The 6,960-nt window shown below is 35.1% G+C and carries 2 protein-coding genes; both read right to left on the reverse strand.

What is annotated here, in order from left to right:
* Nucleotides 1-256: 256 nt before the first annotated feature.
* Entirely contained in the window at nt 257-4,006 is a 3,750-nt protein-coding gene (locus ACWXWT_RS19400; RefSeq protein WP_456043217.1) for a response regulator, read from the reverse strand.
* Between the two features lie 47 nt (nt 4,007-4,053).
* A complete protein-coding gene (locus ACWXWT_RS19405) occupies nt 4,054-6,540 on the reverse strand; it encodes an EAL domain-containing protein (protein WP_456043218.1) in 2,487 nt (828 codons plus the stop codon).
* Nucleotides 6,541-6,960 lie beyond the last annotated feature (420 nt).

A 6,960-nucleotide genomic window follows, 5' to 3' on the forward strand; every position in this document is an offset into this window, starting at 1 on the left:
CATGGCATTTACTCGTGGTAATTTTTGTTTGGCGATAAATTTGATCACCAAATGCCATGAATGTTCCCACCTAATTTAAAATATCTTATTGTTCCTGTTTGTTATTTCATGGGGATTCGTCAGACTCAGTGCTTGCTGTATTCCTGGTGTTTTCGAGCTACGCCATTTTTCTTGCCTACAGCATACTGAACTCCCGCTAAAAGTTCACATATTTAATAGGATTGGTATTAAACCATGTTGAGTTAATGCGATTGAATCAATCCGCCAAATAAACATTTAGTATTTTGTATGCCTGCTTGTAATTAAGGTTTTCTATGTGCTCTTTAACGGCCTTAAAATCATCGTGTTCAATCAGCATTGCTAATCCTGCTGATTCATTGTGGAAAAACGTGATAGCGTCTAAATTATTACTTTCAAGCATGTCTAACAACTTAGCGAGCCCTTCGCGGCTTATTGACTGAGCATTCGATGACTCAACTTTTATTTCTGCTTGCTTCGCCCTCTCCCGCTCAACAAGAAAAGACTGACAATTTGCTTTAAGAGAAGAGAATAAGGCTAACATTATTTTTATCATCGAAGCATCAAAGTTTGTATAATCCTTTCTCAGTAACATTTCTGCTTGAGATGACACATCATAAAGCTCTTTTGCGCCAACCATACCTGCACTGCCTCTTAATTTATGAATTAACGAAGCGAGCACGAGACGCTGTTCTTCTGTTTCTAGCATAAGATTATCTAAATCAATCTCTTCAAATTGATGATGCTCTTTGAAAAGACGTTTTAAGGCAAATTCAAACAAACTGATATCACCTTGAAATAAATCACTACTACTTACAATACCCGTAATTTGTGGCCATTCATTGGTGTCTACTGGTAAGTCGCTCTGTAAAAACTCATAATTATCAATTTTAACAGCATCATTTCGGTAGTTTTCAATTAGCTTTCTGATACACACAATTAATCTTGTTGGTTCAATGGGTTTGGTTAAAAAATCATTCATTCCTGCAGACATCGCATTCTTTTTTTCATCGTCCGTTGTTCCAGCAGTTAGCGCTATAATTGGAAGTTGTCTTAAACCTAGTTGTTGACGAATATAAGCAACCGTTTCTAATCCATCCATTACGGGCATATGAACATCCATTAAAACAATATCGTATTCATCTAGGCCATTACTTATGTATTTTATGGCAAGCTCACCACTATTAGCTGTAGTGACCAGAGCGCCATTCTTAGACAAAATTCTTTGCACGACTTCTAAATTCATTTCACTATCATCGACCACTAAAATTTTGACATTCGGCAACCACTTAGCCTTTATATTTTCCATTCTTGTTGACTCAAGAACTTTCTGGACATTACCCGTTAATGAAGAAACAGTATCGTTTACAATAGTAAAAAGCGTCGAAGCAGATACAGGCTTCGTTGCATAAGCTTCAATAATATTTTTACTATCAACAGTTTTTACATACGCTACATTCTGTGGTGAAATAGTTGCTATTAATGGTATATTTTGCCATTCGTTTTTATTCACTAATTTATCAAATAGCGCTAAAGACTCATCAGATGCAAGATCAGATTCTATTAATACAAAATCAGGCAGTTCAATTTTATTGATTAGTTTCTGTTGGTATTCTTCTGTTAATACACCATTTTTACTCGCAATAAACGTGTTCCAACCAAGCGATTTTGCAAGCTGGCTAAGTTCACTAGTTGTTTCAATAACCCATATTTTAAGTATATCTACGGTTGAGTCGTTAACAATGTCTTTATCGAAATCAGCCGCTGAAAAAGGCACTTCGAAGCTAAAACAACTACCTACCCCCATGGTACTTTCAACAAAAACCTCGCCGCCAAGCAATTGACTTAAGCTCGTCACAATTGCAAGGCCTAAGCCTGTTCCCTCAAAACGTCTATTCGCACCATCATCTGCCTGGTTAAAAGGTTGGAAAATTCTCTCCTGTATCGCATTACTGATACCAATGCCTGTATCTTGCACTTCAAATCTAATTAATTGTTTGCTTGATGGTAATATACTTGACTCAATCAGTTTTGCTCGTAAAGAAACAGAACCATTCAACGTGAATTTAATTGCATTACCAATTAAATTAGTAATAATCTGCTGCAATAATTTTTTATCTGTATCAACCCAAACTGAAATTTTAGAATCAATTTCAAGATGTAAACTCAATCCTTTATTTTGTGCCTGCCCAGAAAATACTCCACTGACTTCTTCTAATAATGTTTGGATGTTGCAAGGGGCATTAATCACTTTCACCTTATTCGCTTCAATTTTTGATATGTCCAATACATCATTAACAATACCAAGCAATGATCTTCCCGCTAGTTGAATCTTTGTGACTAAATCTAATTGCGAACTCGATAGGTGTTCATCCTTGAGTAAGTAAGTTAAACCGATTACTGCGTTCAAAGGTGTCCGGATTTCATGGCTCATATTGGCTAAAAAAGTACTTTTAGCTTCATTAGCGGTTTTGGCCTCATTGATTGCTTTTTTTAATGTACTTTCAATTTTTTTACGCTCTGCCACGTTACGTATCGATGACGCTATCACCAGCCGATTGGCTAGCTGAACCGGACTTAAGCTCACTTCTACAGGAAAACTCGAACCATCAGAGTGCCGACTGTATAACTCTTTTGAGGCTCCCATCGGACGAACAACAGGATTTCTTACATACTGGTCTACGTATTGGTCATGTTTGGGTGCTACAGATACTGGAACTAATACACTAATATTTTTCCCCACTAATTCTGTTCTGTCATAACCGTATAATTTCTCTGTTTGCGAGTTAACAAGAATAATTTGGCCTTTGGTGTCGCTAATCACCATGGCTTCTGGCGACAACTCTGTAAGACTTTCGAACATGTCATCTTTCTCTTTTTGTTCTTCTAACTCCTTATTTATCCGATTAGCGATAATATTTCGTTCATTATTAACCCATGAATAATAAACAAAAAACATACCTACAATTGAGAGTAGAAAGGTACACAGAAATACCTTAAGTAATATAAAAAGGACCGTTACATATATTTTATTGGTCGTTTGTGTTGCATGTACGGTTAAAACACCAGCTGACTGACTAAAAATATCAGGAGTGATATTCACTGACACATCAATTAATTTATAGTTATCTCGTTCAATGACATTCAGGTCTGAATAAATAAGATTAATTAACGTTGAAGATGATATATTAAATATATCAACAAACCTATAACCATCCAATAAAAAAGAGTTTCGCACATCGTCTTTATTATTGGATAAAATTATTTTTGACTTATCATTATTAATGTATATTACTTCATCAAACGTTGGTAATCGGCTTATTGTATCTAACAATGTATCTTCTTCTACATTAATCACGATTATGCCATAAACTTGTCCATCACTCATATATACTGGCGTTGAATAACGGCGCGTCATTCTAATTGGAATTTCAACTTTTTTATTCTCTATGTTTGGCTCTATGGTAGAGGTAAAAATCTCACCATCATTTAATAAAATCGTATTATGAAAATAATCTCTGTCACCTTTTTTTTGCAGGAGGTCTTTTGTTGCTATTTGTATATCACCATTTATCCTCTCAACCCTAATGATTTCACTACCATTAGCGTTTGCTTTAATTAATCTAATTTGGTATACATTGGACAGTGATAACATATAAGCTTCAAACGTTTCTGTTAAGCGTTGTATTAATATGTTTTCATAAACATCTTCTGTGCTTGATGCCGCTAATTCAGTCATTGCAGGAGTTGACTTTAAAAACACTAACCCTTCACTAAACGCTTTGTTTCTATTTTTAATTAATTCAGCAGCCTGGTTAGCATAAGTGTGTAAGCGTACCCTTGTATCTGAAATGGTTTTTTCACAAAAAAAGTATAAGCTTAATATTAATATTAAGCTTAATCCTCCAACAGATGCTTTGAGTGTTTTATTGAAGTCTTTACTTAGCAAAAAATATTTAAAACTTTGTAAATTATTTGAGTTATCCAACGTAAACACTCCAATTAACACTTGATATATTACTCGTAACCACCCCTTTAAACAGTAACGATATTTTTATTTTTTAAGAACTCACACATTTGTGAGAATGGAACAGGCCTAGAGTAATAAAAACCTTGCATGATATAACACCCTTTTTTATGGAGCATATTTGCTTGTTCTATGCTTTCTACACCCTCAGCAATCAGATCCATTTTTAATGATTTAGCCAAACTTATTATGGCATCAACAATGGCCTCATCACTTGCATCATTAAGCATATCTCGTACAAAGCTTTTATCAATTTTTAAATAATCTATAGGGAATTCTTTAAGATACGCTAAGCTAGAATAACCGGTACCAAAATCATCAATCGATATTTTAATACCCATTGATTGTAAAATGTTTAATACTTTTTTTGTATCGTTAATGTTTTTTGCTAACGCCCCTTCTGTTATCTCAAACTCTACCATATCGGTATTTACATTAACCTGTGAAAATATATTACTAACCGTTTTTATAAAATCTGGTTGTTCAAATTGTATCGTTGAAATGTTAATGCTAATAGGCTGTTCATAACCTAGCTTTTGCAAAGCGTTAGTGTCTTCACATACTTTTTTGATAACAAGATTCCCGATAGGAATAATAAGTCCGCAGTCTTCAGCAAGAGGTATAAAATCAGCAGGAGAAATTAATTTACCATTATCCCCTTTAAGTCTTAATAGTGCTTCCATCCCTACCACTTTATTCGTTCTAACATCTAATTTTGCTTGGTAGAAAACTTCATATTTATCCGCGGATAACGCTCTGTGCATATATTGTTCTAAATGATGTTTTTCATGCATCGTTTTTTCAATTTCAGGAGAAAAAAACTGAATACGATTTCGGCCCAATTGCTTGGCTCTATACATAGCTGAATCGGCATGCTTATATAATGTTTCGACATTACTACTGTCATCAGGGTAAATACTAATACCAATACTACAAGAAATATTAAACTGCTTATTATTTACCCAAAAAGGCTCCGTAAACAGTTTTAAAATTATTTCCCCATAGGTTAATACCTGATCTATTTTAGTAATGTCGGGCAGCATGATGATAAATTCATCCCCCCCTTGACGGCAAACAGTGTCAACGTTGCGTGAGTCATTTAATAAACGTTTGGCTATTTTTCTCAATAGCAAATCACCTACAGAATGGCCTTCCAAATCATTAATATGTTTAAAATTATCCATATCAAGGACAAACATGGCGAGTTTGTCTTTTTTTCGCCATGCATTATCAATTGCTCTCTCAGCCCTATCCTGTAGCAACATTCTGTTTGGCAAATTAGTGAGCGAGTCATGATTGGCTAAATGTGACATTTTTAACGCCATTGCACGGGTTTGACTAACGTCTTGAAAGACAATAATTGCACCTTGTATTTCATCATTGGCGTCTAAAATTGGGGCAGCAGAATCTTCGACTTCATAAGTTTGTTGATTTTTATTGACGATAATTGCATTTAACGCCATGCCGACAACTTGTTTTTGCTTGATTGCATGATATATCGGGTTTTCTAATTCGTATTCGCCACTTGAATCTGTTAATCGCATGACTTGTTCTATAGGGTGGCTTAGCGCACTTTCATTGCTCCAACCCGTTAAAGATTCAGCAATTGGATTCATAAAAGTCACAAAGCCCTTCAAGTCGGTCGTTATAACCGCATCGCCAATCGAGTTTAATGTTATTTTTAACAGCTCTTTATCTTGGTGAAGGCTGTGCTGAAGTACTTTTAAAGGCGTTATATCATTGAGTAACATGACAAAACCGCTGAATCGGCCGTCGACAAGGGTGGGCACTATAGAAGCCGAAACAAACCGAGTGGAATTTTCTATCACATCAAAGACTAAATCGAAGTTAATAGGTTTGCCCGCTTTAGCATTAATGCTCGCTGTTAACAGTAATTCTATTGCAGTTTTGTCTAATCCTGGGCTATCACCAATGATTTCAGTAAACGATCGATCCAACATTTGGCTAGGTAAAGCTCCAAACCAACTACCATCTTTATCGTTACTAAACACATTGTGTTGCTTCTCATCCCAATATGAGACGAAAACAGGCATATGATGAATAATGTTATCGAGTGTACTTTTAGTGATTTTAAGCTGTTGTTGTCGCTCTTTTAGTATTAAGTGTGTTTTAACCCGGGCTTCAGCAATTACTGGATTGATAGGCTTTTGTAAAAAATCAACACCACCATATTCAAGTGCCTTTAGCTCATTCTCAATATCGCTATGCGCTGTAACAAAAATAATGGCTGTATCTTTAAGTAATTCGTCTGACTTGATGAATTTACAAACTTCAAAACCATCCATCCCTGGCATTTGAATATCAAGCAAAATAATATCAGGATTAACAAGTTGAGCCACTTTGACCGCTTCTGCACCACTACTAGCAAAATAGACCTTACCGAGCGATGCAATAGCCTGATTCAATAGTCGAATATTTGAAGGCTCGTCATCGACAAGCAAAATAACATGATTTTTGGTATTGCTTTCAACCATTAAATACACTCTCAATTTATAATCCACGCATGTTCACGGAGTGTCATACGTTAAAAAAATGTTACTCGTCTTTTAAGGATACTAAACTAATCCCAAATTGCAAAATCACTTTGAAAATAAATGATTATTTTACAACCAAAAAATACAACTAACGTGTTGATATAGTATAAATGTTAAGTCGCAAGGGGCATTGGCTAGCTTTTAATTTGAAGCGGAATGAAGGATTAATCGATATATCTAGTTTATGCAAACAACATGTACTTTTCACTTAATGGTAAAGTGCCAATAGTAGAGACCCTGTAACAGATTCTGTGTAACTACCTAATTTATATATAATCTGAAATTCGTTCTTCAAATTCAATAATAAAGCGATTCAGTGCCGGTTTCCAGTTTCTAATCGGCATTGTCCATTTCTTCGAT

Source organism: Shewanella sp. A22, from assembly GCF_053850585.1.

Excerpts from the sequence above, each read along its gene's own strand:
- ACWXWT_RS19405 (WP_456043218.1), bottom strand. The coding sequence starts at position 6,540 with ATGGTTGAAAGCAATACCAAAAATCATGTTATTTTGCTTGTCGATGAC.